The organism is Streptomyces sp. NPDC003720 (genome assembly GCF_042875075.1).
Classification (GTDB): domain Bacteria; phylum Actinomycetota; class Actinomycetes; order Streptomycetales; family Streptomycetaceae; genus Streptomyces.
This window is the reverse complement of the sequence record NZ_JBIANZ010000014.1, coordinates 89894-105659: the sequence shown is the minus strand read 5'-3', so window position 1 is coordinate 105659 and position 15766 is coordinate 89894. Positions and strand designations below refer to the sequence as shown.

8 protein-coding genes are annotated in these 15766 nt (G+C 72.5%); 4 read left to right on the top strand and 4 right to left on the bottom strand.

Annotation, left to right across the window (positions count from 1 at the left end; translation table 11 throughout):
- The first annotated feature begins 38 nt into the window (after window positions 1–38).
- The 4 genes from ACFYU0_RS32240 (at window position 39) to ACFYU0_RS32225 (ending at window position 8197) form a co-directional block, all read left to right on the top strand.
- A complete protein-coding gene (locus ACFYU0_RS32240; protein WP_389305788.1) occupies window positions 39–4871 on the top strand; it encodes a serine hydroxymethyltransferase in 4833 nt (1610 codons plus the stop codon).
- Between the two features lie 84 nt (window positions 4872–4955).
- On the top strand, window positions 4956–6227 hold the full coding sequence (locus ACFYU0_RS32235) for a cation:proton antiporter (protein WP_389305786.1): 1272 nt from the start codon (window positions 4956–4958) through the stop codon (window positions 6225–6227).
- A gap of 375 nt (window positions 6228–6602) precedes the next feature.
- Window positions 6603–7535 carry a sensor histidine kinase gene (locus ACFYU0_RS32230; RefSeq protein ID WP_389305784.1) on the top strand — a complete coding sequence of 311 codons (933 nt, stop codon included), beginning with the start codon at window positions 6603–6605 and terminating at the stop codon, window positions 7533–7535.
- Entirely contained in the window at window positions 7532–8197 is a 666-nt protein-coding gene (locus ACFYU0_RS32225; protein WP_389305782.1) for a response regulator, read from the top strand. Before ACFYU0_RS32230 ends, ACFYU0_RS32225 begins: the two co-directional genes overlap by 4 nt.
- Window positions 8198–8230: 33 nt before the next feature.
- Here ACFYU0_RS32225 and ACFYU0_RS32220 read toward each other — a convergent pair whose 3' ends face one another.
- The 4 genes from ACFYU0_RS32220 to ACFYU0_RS32205 all read right to left on the bottom strand — a co-directional run bounded on the left by ACFYU0_RS32220 (window position 8231) and on the right by ACFYU0_RS32205 (window position 15762).
- Window positions 8231–8881, bottom strand: a complete 651-nt coding sequence (locus ACFYU0_RS32220; protein ID WP_389305780.1) for a DUF2461 domain-containing protein — start codon at window positions 8879–8881, stop codon at window positions 8231–8233.
- A gap of 220 nt (window positions 8882–9101) precedes the next feature.
- Window positions 9102–13601, bottom strand: coding sequence for an amino acid adenylation domain-containing protein (locus tag ACFYU0_RS32215; RefSeq protein ID WP_389305778.1), 4500 nt, complete (start codon window positions 13599–13601; stop codon window positions 9102–9104).
- A complete protein-coding gene (locus tag ACFYU0_RS32210; RefSeq protein WP_351672928.1) occupies window positions 13598–14131 on the bottom strand; it encodes a flavin reductase family protein in 534 nt (177 codons plus the stop codon). Before ACFYU0_RS32210 ends, ACFYU0_RS32215 begins: the two co-directional genes overlap by 4 nt.
- The gene (locus tag ACFYU0_RS32205; RefSeq protein WP_389305776.1) at window positions 14128–15762 is read right to left on the bottom strand and encodes a tryptophan halogenase family protein; all 1635 of its coding nucleotides are present in this window, start codon (window positions 15760–15762) and stop codon (window positions 14128–14130) included. The genes ACFYU0_RS32210 and ACFYU0_RS32205 overlap by 4 nt, the downstream gene beginning before the upstream one ends.
- Window positions 15763–15766: the final 4 nt, after the last annotated feature.

The following is a 15766-nucleotide window of genomic DNA, read 5'->3' as shown; positions in this document are numbered from 1 at the left end:
CGGACCTTGTTGTCCGCCGTCACGTTCGAGGAGTCGCGATGACGACCACTGTCCCGGGGGACAGCACGATCCGCACGCCGGGCGGCGACGCCGCGGCCGCCGGCGAGCCGGCCGAACTGCCGCCGCTGGTACCGGATCCGGACGCCGCCGGTGAACCGTTCCCGCTGACGCCCACCCAGCAGGCGCTGTGGGTCGGCCGGGCGGACGCCGTGGAGCTGGGCAACGTCGGATGCTACGGATACTTCGAGTGGGAGCGGGCCGAACTGGACCTGCCCCGGTACCGCCGTGCCTGGGAGCGGCTGGTCGAGCACCACCCCGGACTGCGCACGGTGGTGCGACCGGACGGCACCCAGTTCGTGCTCGAGCGGCCCGGCCCGGTGCCGATCACGGTCGACGACCTGCGCGGTGACCCGGAGGCGGCCCGGCGCCTGGAGGAGAGCCGCGCCGAAGGCGGCCACCGCCGACTCGATCCCGGGACCTGGCCGATGTTCGACCTCCGGGTGGTGCTGCTGTCCGACCGGGTGCGCGTGCAGCTCGGCGTCGACCTGCAGTTGATGGACGCGAGCAGCCTCTTCCTCAATCTCTTCCCCGACCTGATCGCGCTGTACGAGGACCCCGACCGGGCGCTCGCCCCCCAGCGGCTCGCGTTCCGGGACTTCGCCCTGTGGCTGGACCGGGACGTGCGCGGGAGCAAGCGGTGGCAGGCCGACTGGAGTTACTGGCAGGAGCGCATCGACGGCCTGCCGCCCGCGCCCGACCTGCCCGCGGCGCGGTACACCGGAGAGGGACCCGGCCGGTTCGAGCGGTGCACGGTCCGCTACCCCGCGGAGGAGTTCGCGGTGCTGCGCCGGCGGGCCCTCGCCCACCGGCTCACCGAGACCGAACTGCTCGTCGGCGTGTTCGCCGAGGTGATCCGCGGCTGGACCTCCGACCCGGCGTTCACCCTCAACGTGCCGATCTTCCAGCGCTTCGACGTGCCCGGCATCGAGGACGTGATCGGCGACTACACCAACGCCGTCCTGCTCGGGGTCCGTCCGGCGGGGCGGACCGTGGCCGAGCGGATCACCGGCCTGGCCGGCCGGCTGCGCGACGACATCCGGCACGCGAGCGTGAACGGCGTGGACGTGCTGCGCGAACTGGCCCGGCGCCGCGGCCTCGCCGCCGCGTCCATGCCGGTCGTGGTCACCAGCCTGCTCGGGCTGCCGCTCGCCCGGTCCATCAGCGAGTTCGGCGCCGAGGTGCACTCGATCACCCAGACACCGCAGGTGTCGCTGGACTTCCAGATCCGTGAGGAGGACGGCGAGCTCCGGCTGGTGTGGGACTACCGGTCCGGCGCCTTCGCACCCGGTCTCGTCGAGGACGCGTTCGAGGCGTTCCGCGGCCTGATCGGGCGGCTGCTCGCGGACGAGCCGGGGCACGGCGTCTGGAACGCCCCGCACGTCGACATGCGCGGCAGGCGCGACCGGGCGGTCTGGAACGAGGTCAACGACACCGCCGAGCCCGTGCCCGCCGTGCTGCTGCAGGAGGGGTTCTTCGCCCAGGCGCGGCGGACGCCCGACGCGGAAGCCGTCGTGGCGCGCGACCGGCGGCTGACCTACGCGGAACTGGCCGAGCACGCCCACCGCATCGGCAACACGCTGCGCGAGAAGGGCGTCCGGCCCGGGGACCTGGTCGGCGTGGTGATGGAGAAGGGCTGGGAGCAGTACGCCGCCGTCTACGGCGTCCTGGCCGCCGGCGGCGCCTACCTGCCGCTCGACGCGGCGGCGCCGCGGGCGCGGATCGCCCGGCTGCTCGACTCGGCGCGGGTGGGTATCGTCCTCACCCAGTCCCGTCTGGCGGACTCGCTCGCCCCGCGGGCAGGGACGACCGTGCTGTGCGTCGACACCGACTTCGCGACCGCGTCCAGCGAGCCGCTCACCGCCGCCCAGGGGCCGGACGACCCCGCCTACGTCATCTACACGTCGGGATCCACCGGGGAGCCGAAGGGCGTCGTGGTCGCGCACCGCGGTGTGGCGAACCTGGTGCGGGACGTGCGGCAGCGGTTCGAGGTCACCTCGGCGGACCGCCTCCTGGCGATCTCCGGGCTGCACTTCGACGCGTCGGTCTACGACGTCTTCGGGCCGCTGGCCTGCGGGGGCGCGGTCGTCATCCCGCCGCCGTTCCAGCGCGCCGAACCGGACGTCTGGGTCGATCTGGTGCGCGACGAGCGGGTGACGATCTGGAACTCCGTGCCGGTGCTGATGGAACTGCTGGTCGGCGAGGCGGAGACCCGGACCGACCGGACGCTCGGCACCCTCCGGCTGGCGGTGCTGTCCGGTGACTGGATACCGCTGAACCTGCCCGACCGGGCGCGCGCCCAGGCGTCCGGGCTGCGGGTCGTCGGATCGGGCGGTCCCACCGAGACCATCTGCTGGTCGCTGTTCCACCCGATCGGCGCGGTGGATCCGGAATGGACGAGCATCCCCTACGGAAAGCCGATCGCCAACCAGCGGTACTACATCGTGGACCGGGACCTGCGGCCGCGCCCGACGTGGGCTCGCGGGGAGATGGCCGTGGCGAGCCCGCTGGGCCTGGCCATCGGCTACCTCGGCGACCCGGAGCGCACCCGGGCCAAGTTCGTCACGCTGCCGGAGACCGGCGAGCGCGCCTATCTGACCGGGGACTTCGGCCGCCTCCTGCCGGACGGTGACATCGAGATCCTCGGCCGGGAGGACTTCCAGGTCAAGGTCGCCGGGCAGCGGATCGAGCTCGGCGAGATCGAGGCGGTCCTGAACCGTTTCGACGGGGTGCGGACCGCGGTCGTGACGGCGCCGCGCAGCAGCGCCGCCGTGGTCCGGCTGCAGGCCTTCGTGGTGCCGGACGCCGGCGCGAACCCCAGCGCGGACGCGCTGCGGGCGTACCTGTCCGAGGAACTGCCCGCCGCCATGGTGCCCGCCGGCATCAGGCTTCTCCCCGAACTGCCGCTCACCGCCAACGGAAAGGTCGACCGCCTGGCGCTCGCGGATCTCGCGGCCGCCCCGGAACAGCCGGCCGAGCCCGAGCCGCCGAGCGATGCCGGGCTGCTGGCCGAGCTCGTCGCGGCCTGCGTCGGGGAGATCCTGGGACTCGCCGAGGTTCCGGCGACGGGCAACTTCTTCCGGCTGGGCGGCGACTCGCTGAGCGGCACCCGGCTGGCCGCCCGGCTGCAGGAGCTGCTCGGCGCCCCCGTGCCGGTCCGTACCGTGTTCGGCAATCCGGTGATCTCCGACCTCGCGTCGGTGATCGCCGCCGATCCGGCCGCCGGACCGCAGGCGCTGCGGGTGGCACAGCTGCTGCACACCCTGGAGGAGCCGGACGAAGCGCCGACCGGGACACCGGAGCCGGAGGAACCACCGGCCGCCGTCGCGGAGTTGGACGAGACACCGGCCGCCGTGGCGGAGCCGGAGGAACCACCGGCCGCTGTCGCGGAGTTGAACGAGGCACCGGCCCCCGTGACGGAGCCGGACGAAACGCCGGCCGCCGCGGCGGAGTCCGGTGAGGCGCCGGCCGCCGTGGCGGAGCCGGAGCGAACGCCGGCCGTGGTGTCGCCGTCGGGCACGCTCGCGGAGGACGACCCGGCGTTGGCGGGCCTGCTCGCCCGCGAGCACATCCGGCAGCAGGACACCCTGGTGCTGGTCGCCTCCTCCAGCGTGGCGCCGCCCTCGGTGCTGGCCTGCGCGGGCTCGTCGCTGGCCAACCTGACCACGGAGGGGTACCCGGGCCGCCGCTACCACGCGGGCGCCGAGATCGCCGACGAGATCGAGCGCCTCGCCGTCAGCCGGGCCTGCGCGCTCTTCCAGGCCCGGGCCGCGAACGTCCAGCCGCACTCGGGGTCCTCGGCCAACCTCGCGGTCCTCATGGGGCTGCTGGAGCCGGGCGACACCATCCTCGGACTCGACCTGGACTGCGGCGGGCACCTCTCGCACGGCTCGGCCGCCTCGGTCACCGGACGCTACTTCCGCTCGGTCTGCTACCGCACGGGCGCCGACGACCTGCTGGACTACGAGCGGATCGCCGCGCTGGCCGAGGAGCACCGGCCGAAGGTCGTCATCGCCGGCGCCAGCGCCTACCCGAGGACGATCGACTTCGCCCGGTTCCGGGAGATCGCCGACACGGTCGGCGCCTACCTGATCGCCGACATCTCGCACATCTCCGGACTGGTGGCCACCGGGCTGCACCCGAGCCCGATCGACCACGCGCACCTGACCACCACCAGCACCTACAAGCAGCTCTACGGCCCCCGGGGCGGCATGATCCTGCTCGGCCGGGACGCGGACACGCCCGGGCCGGACGGCCGGGCGCCGCTGCGGAAGCTGGTCGACGGCGCGGTGTTCCCGCTCGTGCAGGGCACGCCCGACCTCGGCAACGTGGCGGCCAAGGCGCGGGCCCTGCACGCGGCGGCCCAGCCCGGGTTCCGCACCCTGATGGAGCTGGTGCTGGAGAACGCCGCCGCGATCGGCGACCAGCTCGGGCGCCGCGCCCTGCGGGTGGTCACGGGCGGCACCGACACCCACATGGTCCTCGCCGACCTGCGGCCCGACGGGGTCACCGGCGCCGCCGTAGAGGAGGCTCTGGAGGCCTGCGGAATCCTGGTCAACCGGAACCGGGTGCCCGGCGACGACACGCCACCGCGAGTGACCGGCGGGATCAGGATCGGCACCAACACGCTGGCGGCGCGGGCCGTCCCGCCCGAGACGGCCGCCCTGTGCGCGGACCTGATCGCGGACGTGGTCGAGGAACTGCGCACCGCCGGCGCCGTGCACCCGGCGATGTCCGCCAAGATCCGGTCCGAGGTTGGCCGGATCTGCGCCGAGCACCCCGTCCCCGGATACGCGGATGACCTCGACCACTGACAGGGTGGGCCGCCGGACGTCCGACCGGCGGCCGCACAGGACCCGGCAACCCGGTTGCCGTGGAAGCGCTTCGGGAGGCCGCTCGTGAGCGTCGGGACCGTCACCACCTACGTGATGGGCGACATCGCCGTCATCCTGCTCGTCTCCTCGCTGCTCGGCGGGGTGGCCTCACGGTACGGCCAGCCGGCGGTCGTCGGGCAGATCCTGACCGGGGTGGTGCTCGGGCCGTCCCTGCTGGGCCGGCTCCCGGGGGATCCGGCCGGCAGGCTGTTCCCGCCGGAGGTCCTGCCGTATCTGAGCGTGCTCGCCCAGGTCGCCATCGTCACCTTCATGTTCGTGGTCGGCTACGAGCTCAACCTCCGGTCGCTGCGCACGAGCAGCAGGACGACGCTGTCGGTGGCGACCGCGGCCCTGCTCGTCCCGATGGCCCTGGGAGCGGGCACGGTCCTCCTCATGCCGTCCGCCTTCACCTCGGTGGGCGAACACGACGTCGGCTCGCGCTCCTTCGTGCTGTTCATGGCCGTCGCGGTGTCGATCACGGCACTGCCCGTGCTGGCGGCCATCGTGCGGGAGTCCGGGATCGCCGGCACCCGCGCGAGCCTGATCGCGCTGTCCGCCGCCGGCGTCATGGACGTGGCCGCCTGGACCGCGCTCGCCACCGCGATGCCGGGCGAGTCGCACGGCCGGCCGGCCTGGCTGACCGTCGTCCTGATCGCCTGTCTCGTGCTCGGCGGCGGCTTCCTCGTCCGTCCGCTGCTGCGCTGGTGGATCCACCGGCCCGGCGCCATGTTCACCCACCAGCTGCCCGTGGCGATCATCCTGGCGACGGGCTGCGCCTGGGCCACCTCCGAACTGGGCCTGCACGCGGTCTTCGGCGGATTCCTGGCCGGGCTGCTCATGCCGCGCCGCGACGACGTGCCCGACGCCGACGTCCTGCGGGCCATGGAGGGCGCCGCGGGACTGCTGCTGCCGCTGTTCTTCGTGGTGACCGGCCTGTCCCTGAACATCGGCTCGATCGACCGGTCCGGCATGCTCCTGCTCTGCCTGGTGCTGCTGATCTCGATGGCGGGCAAGCTGGTGCCCGGCTATCTGACGAGCCGGCTGAACGGCCTGGACAAGCGCGAGTCGGCCACCGTCGCGGCGCTGCTCGACACCCGCGGGCTCACCGAACTCATCGCGCTCAACGTCGGTTTGAGCGCCGGGATCATCCATGAGCGGCTCTTCGCCGTGCTGGTCCTGATGGCCCTGATCACGACCGCCACGACCAGCCCGCTGCTGACTCTCCTCGCCCCGCCCCGCCGCCCGGCCTCCACCCAGGGCGAAGCGGTCCCGTCCGCCGGCCGCAGCGAGACCTGATTTCCGTCCCGGAGTCGTTGCCAGTCGCCGTCCGCCTTACGACCTGGGAAATGGTCGAAGGCGGAAAATCCGGTTGCCTCTTTTGAACCTCACGGCCAACATTTTGTGATTGCATGCCGGAGGATCGGTCGGACGCGGGGAGACTGAAGAGGTTCTGGCGCGACCGAACAGCGACGTGATACCGGGGGAAGGCCCATGGCCTGTCGTTTGACGTGTCACTGCACGGCGGAAATGTCCGGATATTCCGAGCCCGATCGGCCGTGTGGACGCCGACTCTCCTTGTCGCTGACGGGCGAGCAGGTCATGGCGGGACTTCGGCAATGCCTGAAAGTCCGGAACTCGCCGCTCGCGGACGACGAACCGGCCCTGGAATGGGTGAAAGCCCAGGTATGGCAAATCTTAGAAAATACCGTACGGGCACTGCGTCCCGACATTCCAGAATCAGCCATTCCCTCGGACGAGGCGATTTCGGTCTCCCGCCTCGCGACGCGTGAACGGGCGTTCCTGGCGGAGGCGTCGGCCGTCGCGGGGGACGTTTTCGACGTCGCGCTGCCGATCCTGCTGGACGGATACGGCGACTGCCGCGGCGCCGAAGTGGCCAGTGCTCTGCACCGCGCTGTCCTGGGGCGCTTCGAGAACGCCTCCGCGGCCTGCCTCGAAGCGCTGCTGGAGAAGACCGAGAGCATGGCGGTGGCGAGCCGGCGCCGACTGGCCCACGACCTGCACGACCGCATAGCCCATGGCATCGGCGTGGGCATCCAGGGCATAGAACTGGCCGAACTCCGCCTTGCCCGCGGGACCGGCTCCGTCACGGACGGCCTCGCCCGGGCCGCCACCAGCCTGACCGAGGTGCTGGACATGGTGCGGGAACTCGCGAGCACCCTCAGGGAGTCGCTGGACGGCCGTTCGCTCGTCGACGCCCTGGACCACTATCTGTCCTCGGTCGCGCCGCCGGGCATCCGCTTCCGGGTCGTGGCGCACGGTGATCTCGCGACGGTTCCGCGGCACGTGGCCGAGGAGGTCCACCTCGTGCTGCGGGAGGCGGCACGCAATGTGCTGCTGCACGCCGAGGGAGCCACCTCGCTGCTGGTCACCGTCACCGTCACCGAGGGCGAACTGCGGGCCTGCGTCATCGACGACGGGCCCGGTCTGCCCGACGCCCAGGCCTTGGGGGCCGATTCCGGCGGACTGTCCTCGATCCGCGAGCGGACGCGGGAACTCGGCGGATCCGTCCGCGTCAGCACCGCACCCGGGCAGGGCGTGCACCTCGCCGTCAGCGTCCCCCTGCGCATGGCCGCGGCGTCATGACGACCTCACGGCCCGTCCGGGCCCTGCTGGTCGACGACCACGCCCTGTTCCGGGACGGCCTGCGCGAACTGCTGGTGGCCGACGGGCAGATCGAGGTCGTCGCCATGGGCGGAAACGGCGCCGAATGCGTCGAACTCGCGCTGCGGCACCGCCCCGACGTCATCCTGCTCGACGTCGAGATGCCGGGGCAGGACGCCTGGACCACTCTGGAACAGCTGCGCCGGCAGGTCCCGGAGAGCAAGGTCGTCATCCTGTCCATGCACGAGGGCTACACGCTGGTGCAGCGGCTTCTGGACGCCGGCGCCGCGGCGTACCTGACGAAGTCCGTCGTGCGACGCGAACTGGTGGCGGCCGTCTGCGCGACCGCGGCGGACGAGAGCGACTCCGTGACGGTCTCCCTCCCGCGCCGCGCCCTGCTCGCCCCGCAGGCCGCCGGGCCCGAGTCCCTCTCCGCGCGTGAGGCCGAGGTGCTCGACCTCGTCGCACAGGCGTACAGCAACGCCGAGATCGCCTGTGAGCTGTTCATCACCGAGAGCACGGTCAAGCGGCACCTGTCGAACATCTACGCCAAACTCGGCGCGACCTCGCGCCTCGACGCCGTGCGCCACGCGATGCGGACGGGGCTCAGCGGCGACTTCGGACGGCGCCCGCCGTCCGCGTGAGCGCCGTTCCCCGAACCGATCGCACGGTGTGCTTCACCGGGTGGACAACTCGCGCAGGCGCGGGCAGACGTTGGCCGAGAACCAGTCCAGCGTCGGGCGGAGTTCGCGCCAGGTCCGGGCCACCCACTCGGCGGCCGCCGGACGGCCGGCGGCGGCCCGGTCGCAGTCGCGGCCGATGTCCAGCGTCCGGTGCCGCAGGAGCCCCACGCGGGGATGGTCGGCCGGAACCCCGCGCGGCCTGGTCTGCAGCGTGACCCCGCCCAGGGTGAATCCGAGTTTCTCCAGGCCGTCCACGAGCGTCTGCAGTTCCTCGCCGCGGTCCTCGGTCACCACCGAGCGGTACGCGGTCGTCGCTTGTGGAGCGCGTGAGTAGAACCGCCCGGTGGCGTGCAGCCCCGAGGCGTCGAGGTGGAGCCAGAAGCCGAGGCCGGGCTCCAGGTCCACCAGCGCCCCCTGGTAGGTCTTGTACGGCGACTTGTCGTTGGACGCGCGGGTGTCCCGCTGGGGCCGCAGCATCCGGAGCTCGCCGAACTCCGGGGAGAGCTCGGCGACCAGGTCCGCCATGGGCTCGCGGACCGCCCGCTCGTAACGGTCGCGGTGCCGCTGCCAGAACGATTTCGAGTTGTCCAGGGCGAGCTCTCGGTAGAAGTCGAACGCCTCGTCCGGAATTCCGGTGAAGACCATGCATTCATCCTAGTTTCGTGACCGAGCGGAGGGGTTCGCGCCGTCGTCGGTCTCGTCGAACAACTCCTCGGAGTCGAGGGGCTGTTGCCCGCCAATCCAATCCGTCCCGGGTCGCTCGTGTCCACACACTCGGCCGACCGGGCCGGAACCGCTCCACGGCCGGTGCCGGCCCGCCCTCACGAGGGCGGGCCGGCACGGGCCTGGCGCGGATCGCCTCCGGTCAGCGATCGGGGGCGACGGGCCGTACGGCGGCGAAGTAGCCGGGGACGCGGATCGTGGTCCGGTCGGACTCGGGGTCGACGGCGTGCATCTGCGCGGGTCCGGTGGACAGCCGCCGCCAGTGGTCGCTGGGGAAGTGGCGGTCCAGGTCCGTCGGGCCGAAGCGGGTCGAGTGCCGCACTCCCGCGGCCTCGAGCGGCCGGACGAGGTCGGCGGCCCGGCCGCGGGCGCCGCCCACATGGCCGAGATAGCCGAACGAACTCGCCGCGTAGTCGGGTTCGATCAGGACCACGCTTCCCCGGCCACCGGTGAGCAGTGTCATGGCCGACGCCATCGCGGCACGTTCCTCGTCGCCGAGGACGTGCAGCACCGCGCGGACGAAGACGTTGGCCGGGCCGATCCGCGTCGCCAGCGCCTTGACGGCGTCCGTGTCCCCGGGATCGAGGACGTCGAACGACGGGTTGTCGAGCCCGGCGTTCTCCTCACGGGCCCGGGCGATCGCCGTGGGCGACACGTCGACCCCGACGACGGTGCGGAACCGGGTCGCGAGCGCCCTGGCGTACCGGCCGTTGCCGCAGCCCAGGTCGATGACCGGCAGCGCCGGATCGAGGTGCTGTGCCGTGGTGTCGAGGAGCCGGCGCATCTCCTCGGCGTCGTCGGCGTCCCACAGCACGTCTCCGCCGCGGCCGGTCGTGTTCACCGAGGCCCAGTACTGCTCCCAGGCCGTCCCGGTGCGCTTCGGGCCCGCCTCCGCCTCGGTCTGCGCCTCGGCGACGACGGCCGTGTGCCGGGCGACGCCGTAGCCGAAGTCGCCGGTCCGCCAGGCGTCGCGTGTGGTGAGCCGGCCCAGCAGGTCGAGGAAGGCGGTGAACATCTCGCCGACCAGACCGTCGGGGTAGACGGCCTGGATGTAGTCCCAGTTGAACCGCAGGCCTCCGTCGTCGGTCTCGAAGACCTGGAAGTCCAGGCTCACCTGGGGCGTCTGGGAGATCCCGTACACCGCCGAGCCGAACGAGGTCTCCCGCTGGTCCGGCGGGTAGCCGACCAGGCTGGTCATCACCACCGGCATCGCGGGCACCAGCGTTCCGCGCAAGCGGGTCAGGGCACGCAGGACCTGGATGCCGGTGAAGTGGCGGTGCTCCAGATCGGACCAGAGACGCTGCTGCAGGTTCTGCGCACGGTCCGCGAACGTCTGCCCGGACCCGGAGGCCTCCAGGAGCAGCGTCGTCGTCGTGTGCCCGATCACGTCGGTGATCTGGGGGTGCAGGGGGAGCCGGCTGAACAGCGGGAAGTTCAGGCAGAACGACGGTTCGGCGGACCAGGACCGCAGCACCTCGGCGTAGACGGCGGCGAGCACCCCGGAGCCGGTCACACCGTGCTCGCCGGCCAGGGCGCCGATCGCCGCCCAGTCCTCGGGGCCGAGGACGCCGCTGTGCCGTTCGATCCTGGCCGGCAGTACCGGCTGACTCTCCGGTCGTTCGGGCAGCCGCGGCGCGCCGGGCAGCGACGCCAGCCGGTCCTGCCAGTACCACTGGGAGCGCTGGTAGACGTCGCTCTTCTCGAGGTTCGCCGCGAGGCCGAGCACGTAGTCGCGGAACGTCAGCCGCAGCGGCGCGAGCGAGGAGCCCCGGCCCGCGTACAGCTCGCTCAGCTCGGGAACGATGACCTGGAAGTAGCTCCAGGCGTCGGCGACCAGGAAGTCGAGCACCAGGTGGATCCGGGTCCTGCCGCCGGGGAGCAGGGTGAGCCGCAGGTCGAACAGCGGCCACTTGGCCGCGTCGAGGATCGTGTGCGACAACTGCTCGCGCAGGTTTAGCAGTTCCCGCTCGGGGTCCGCCGCGTCCCGCAGGTCGTGGCGCCCGACGGCGAAGTCGGGAACCTCCGCGAGCACCCGCTGGGTGCCGTCGGCCAGCACGACGGTGCGCAGCGCGTCGTGGCGCTCGACCAGCGCCTGCCAGGCCCGCTCGAACGCGTCGAGGTCGAGGTCGTCCGACTCCCACTCGAAGTACCCGTGACAGCCGACGTTCCCGAGATCGACCATGCTGCCGCGGCCTATCCACATCGCCTGCTGGCCGGCGTTCAGCGGGAACGGATCGAAGCGCGCGGCCGGGTCCGGCTCGACGGGCGGCAGATCGGCGAAGGCGGCCGCGCCCGCCCGGCCCGCGTCGACGGCCGCCGACAGCTCGGCCGCGGTCGGGTTCGCGTACAGCTCCGTCATCGACAGCTCGACGTCGAACCGGCCGCGCAGCTCGTCGATGAGCCGGAAGGCCAGCAGCGAATGGCCGCCGAGATGGAAGAAGTTGTCGGTCATCGAGATCGTCCGGCCGTCGAAGATCTCGGCCCAGAGCCGGGCCATGGCGGCCTCGGTCTCGGTCCGGGCGGCGACGAAGTCGTCGTCACCGCGCCCCGCCGGGTCCGGTGCGGGCAGCGCACGCAGGTCCGTCTTGCCGTTCGGCAACCGGGGGATCTCCGGCAGCGCCGTCACCGTCGACGGCACCATGTAGTACGGCAGCCGTTCACTGAGCCGGGCCTTGAGCGCGGCGCCCTCCAGGCCGGCGCCGTCGACCGCGGTGACGTAGGCGGCCAACTGGCGGCCGCCCGCGCCCGTGTCGACGGCGGTGACCACCGCCTCGGCCACCTCGGGACAGCCGATCAGCGCGGACTCCACTTCGCCGAGCTCGACCCGGAAGCCCCGGATCTTCACCTGGGCGTCGCCCCTGCCGAGGATCTCGATGGCGCCGTCCGTCCGGTACCGGGCGAGATCGCCGGTCTCGTAGACGAGCCCGGACCCGGTCACCGGGTCCTGGCGGAACAGTTTCGCGGTCAGCTCGGGCCGGTTGTGGTACCCGGCCGACAGCCCGGCCCCGCCGATCAGCAGCCGCCCGGTCAGCCCCGGCGGCACCGGGCGGTCGAGCTCGTCGAGCACGTAGGCGCGGACGTTGGCGATCGGCCGTCCCGCGGGCACCGGATGCGCCGCCTTGACGTGCGAGGGGGTCGCCTGACTGGTCAGGTCGATGCCCGCGCCCAGGTCGAGGCAGGTCAGCGCGTTGGTGCTCTCGGTGGTGCCGTACGTCATGACGACGCGGAACGGGGTGTCCACGGGCGGCCAGCTGTGCACCCGCTCCGCGGTGGTGACCATGATGCGCAAGCCGGCGTCGGCGGGCCAGTCGAGCGCCCAGGCCGGTTCCGCGAGGGCGGCCACCAGCATGGTGTGGGTGACCCTCCGCGCGACCAGCCAGTCCCGCAGCTGCGCCGGGGACAGCGCGTGCCGCGCCGCGGGCACGCACACCGTGGCGCCGAGCGCGAGGTAGGGCATCCACTCCATGATCTGGACGCCGAACCCGGGCGCGGACAGCCAGGAGGCCCGGTCGCCGGGCCGTACGCCGTAGGCGCGGCCGGTCCAGTGCACCAGGTTCTCGATCGCGTGCAGGCGTTCGAGGACCGCCTTCGGCTCCCCGGTCGACCCCGAGGTGTAGATGAGGTGGCTGACGGGGTCGGGGTCCCCGGTGGGCGCCGGGGGTTCGGCGGGGGCGGCCGCGGTGGCCGCGATGTCGAGGACCGGCGGGCCGTCCGGGAGCCGGCCGGCCAGACCGTCACCGGTCAGGACCGCGGTGGCCGCGCTGTCCCGGAGCATGTACGCGATCCGTGCGTCGGGGTTGACCGGGTCGAGCGGGACGATCGCCGCGCCGGCCTTCAGGATGCCGAGAACGGCGAGCACGTAGTCGGCGCCGCGCGGGCAGAACAACCCCACGCGGTCCCCGGCCGCGACCCCGGCCCGCCGCAGTTCGCCGGCGATCTGGTCACCGCGCCGGTCCAGCTCGGCGAACGAGACGACGACGTCGCCGTGCTCCACCGCCGGAGCGTCCGGGCGGGCGCGCACCTGAGCCGCGATCAGGTCGAGGTATCCGGTCGGCGGCCAGTCGGCGGCGGTGCGGTTCCAGTCCTCGGTGACGAGCCGCCGGTCCGCGGCGGTCAGCAGGCCGACCGTCGCCAGCGGCGCGCCCGGGTCGGTCGCGGCCTGTTCGCCGAGCAGCCGCAGCTGCCCGGCCAGCCGTCCCAGCGTCGCCGGCTCCCACAGCCGCGCGTCCCCGGCCACGCCGACGACGCCGTCCGCCACCTCGACGGCGATGTCACCGGCGCCGCGATGCTCCTCGGGGCCGCCCGCCACGACCGCCACCGGGGCGGCCGGCGGGCGGGACGGCTGGAACGCCGGCCCGTCGAGCGCCTCCACCGCGGCCGAGATCAGTTCTCCGACCGGCGCCTCCTGGTCCACCGCCACCTCGTACCAGCCGCTCGCACCGGCCAGCCACACCCGGTCGTGTCCGCCGTGGCGGGCGAGGAGGGCGACCCACACCCCGGACCACCACCGGTGGTCCCGGCCGAGGTCGCCGCCCGCCGGCGCGACGTGCCAGGGGCCCCGCTGCTCGGGGCGGACGTGGGAGGAGGCCGGCCGGTCCGCGAGCAGCGCCGGGGGCGGTTCTACGGCAGGGGTGGGCATCATCGGTCGCCTTCCGGGCGGTCTTGGGTGGAGGGGAGGGCGTCCCAGGAGCGGTACGACCGGCGCGCGTAGACGAGCGGAGTCCCGGGCAGCAGGCAGGAGTCGGCGACCGTGCCGAAGATCATCGTGTGGTCGCCGATCTCGACGGTGTGGACGACGTCGCACTCCGCGTAGGCGCAGGCGTCCGCGGTGAGCAGCGGCAGCCCCGTCTCGGACATCCGCCAGTCGACCAGTGCGAACCGGTCGGGGACGGCGGTCGCGAACACCTGGGCCGTGCGTGCGGCCCCGCCGTGCAGCAGGTTCACCGCGAACCTCCCGTGCCGGAGGGCGGCGGTCCGCGTCGAACTGGCGGTGCGCAGGCACACCGCCAGCGTCGCCGGTTCCAGACACACGCTGGTCAGCGAGGAGCAGGTCATCCCGCGGGGGCCGCCGGCCGCCGGCGCGGTGACCACGGTGACACCGGTCGGGAGGGACCCCATCACCCGGCGGAACGCCTCCTCCGCCGTGACGTACGTTGCCGACGTGTTGGTCACACTGTCCGCCGCGGGGCCCATGCGGCGGTGTCCTGCGGCGAGTCGTCCCGGTGCAGCTGCCGCAGGTACTCGTGCGCGGAGGGCAGTTCGGAGACCAGCCGGCGCTGGCGGGCCTTGACGTCGGCGAAGGTCCGTTCTGCCGAGGTGACGGAGTCGGGCCGGTAGGAGAGGATCGGCAGCGCGTTCCGCGGCCGGACGCCGAGACCCGCGAAGACCGAGTAGTAGCTCCCGTTGGTCCAGAAGTTGCGGAACTCCGCCTCGAAGTTGCCGTAGTAGGTGCGTTCGTCGGTCGCCGGCGGGTTGATCGGGACGCCGGAGCGGAACATCTCGATCTTCTCCTTGATCTGGTCGGCCAGCGTGAGCTCCTTGGTGGCCTGCCAGAACGGCGTGTCCGTGCGCGGGGACAGCGAGTAGTGCGCCTGCAGGAAGTCCCGGGTGTCGTCGAACATGTCGACGATCTCGCGGTTGAAGCGGTCCCGCAGCACCGGGTCGACGTCGCGTTCCGGGAAGTGCTTGACGAGCTGGTACAGCGAGGCGGTGATGAAGTAGATGCCGGTCGACTCCAGCGGTTCGACGAAGCACGAGGACAGTCCGATGCTGACGCAGTTGCCCACCCACGCCCGGCGGTTGCGGCCGACCCGGAACTTGATGTGGTTGAGCGGGACCTTCTCCGGGTCCAGCCCCCACAGCCGGCAGAAGTCGCGGGTCGCCTCGTCCTTGTCGGCGAACGTGTCGCAGTACACGTAGCCCGTGCCGAACCGGCCGAGCATCGGGATCTTCCACGTCCACCCGGCGGGCATCGCGATCGACGAGGTGAAGGGCTCGATCCCGTCCGCCTCGTCGTCGTGGGGGACCTGGGTGGCGACCGCGCTGTTGTTCAGCAGGTGGTCGTTCATGTCGATGAAGGGCTCGCCGAGCGCCTTGTTGATCAGCAGACCGCGCAGGCCGCTGCAGTCGACGAAGAGGTCGCCCGCGACGACCTGGCCCGACTCCAGCGTGACCGACTCGATGGAGCCGTGCGGGTCGACCCGGACGTCGGAGACGGTGCCCTCGATGTGCCGTACGCCCTGCTTGGCGGTGGCGAAGTCGCGGAGGAACGCCGCCACGAGGGCGGCGTCGAAGTGCCAGGCGTAGTTCGTGCAGCGGGTGCCGTCCAGGAACCGCGGCGACCGCTTCGCGTCCATCAGCGGCGGTTCCACGAAGCTCGCGTAGTCGAACGCCTCGTCGGTCGTGCCGGACAGGTGCTTGCGAGTCCAGTAGTGCGACAGCGGCACGCCGTCGGGGGAGGGCAGCAGGCCGAACGGATGGTAGAAGTGGTCCGACCGGGTGCCGTCGTGCCGGCTGGCCGGCTCACCCGGCCCGGCGGTGCGCCAGTTGATGAACTTGACAGCCATCTTGAAACTGGCGTTGCACTTGGCCATCCACTCCTCTTCCGGCAGGCCGAGGTAGTCGAAGAAGACCCGCTGGAGGTTGGGCACGGTCGCTTCGCCGACGCCGATCCGCCCGATCGCCGGCGCCTCGACGACGGTGATGGCGGCCTGGCCGGACAGTGCCTTTCCGAGGTAGGACGCGGCCATCCAACCGGCGGTGCCGCCGCCGATGATGACGATGTTCCGAATGGGCTCCCCCATGCTG

Excerpts from the sequence above, each read along its gene's own strand:
- ACFYU0_RS32220 (WP_389305780.1), bottom strand. The coding sequence starts at position 8,881 with ATGGTCTTCACCGGAATTCCGGACGAGGCGTTCGACTTCTACCGAGAG.
- ACFYU0_RS32205 (WP_389305776.1), bottom strand. The coding sequence starts at position 15,762 with ATGGGGGAGCCCATTCGGAACATCGTCATCATCGGCGGCGGCACCGCC.
- ACFYU0_RS32225 (WP_389305782.1), top strand. The coding sequence starts at position 7,532 with ATGACGACCTCACGGCCCGTCCGGGCCCTGCTGGTCGACGACCACGCC.
- ACFYU0_RS32240 (WP_389305788.1), top strand. The coding sequence starts at position 39 with ATGACGACCACTGTCCCGGGGGACAGCACGATCCGCACGCCGGGCGGC.
- ACFYU0_RS32215 (WP_389305778.1), bottom strand. The coding sequence starts at position 13,601 with ATGATGCCCACCCCTGCCGTAGAACCGCCCCCGGCGCTGCTCGCGGAC.